At 66.4% G+C, this 541-nt stretch carries 1 protein-coding gene; it reads right to left on the reverse strand.

Translation table 11 applies throughout. The features are described from left to right. Positions 1-541 (reverse strand): acyl-CoA dehydrogenase family protein (locus E1J61_RS35175; RefSeq protein ID WP_207951302.1); only part of this gene is annotated, 541 nt, incomplete at both ends.

The following is a 541-nucleotide window of genomic DNA, read 5'->3' on the forward strand; positions in this document are numbered from 1 at the left end:
CATCAGCACCCTGGCGCCGCTGTTCTCGGCGCCGAGGATGTTCTCGGCCGGCACCTCCACGTCCTCGAACACCAGCTCGCCGGTGTGCGAGCCGCGCATGCCCAGCTTGTCCAGCTTCTGCGCCACGGAGAAGCCCTTCATGCCCTTCTCGACGATAAAGGCGGTCATGCCGCGCGCGCCCAGCTCGGGCTCGGTCTTGGCGTAAACCACCAGCACGTCGCAGTCCGGACCGTTGGTGATCCACATCTTGGTGCCGTTGAGCACGTAGCGGTCGCCTTTCAGTTCCGCGCGCAGCTTCATGCTGACCACGTCGGAGCCGGCGTTGGGCTCGCTCATCGCCAGCGCGCCGATCCATTCGCCCGACACCAGCTTGGGCAGGTACTTCGCCTTCTGCGCGGCCGTGCCGTTGCGGTGGATCTGGTTCACGCACAGGTTCGAGTGCGCGCCGTACGACAGGCCCACCGACGCCGAGGCGCGGCTGATCTCTTCCATCGCGATCATGTGCGCCAGGTAGCCCATGTTGGCGCCGCCGTATTCCTCG

Source organism: Cupriavidus sp. L7L, assembly GCF_004353535.1.
Taxonomy (GTDB): Bacteria; Pseudomonadota; Gammaproteobacteria; order Burkholderiales; family Burkholderiaceae; genus Cupriavidus; species Cupriavidus oxalaticus_A.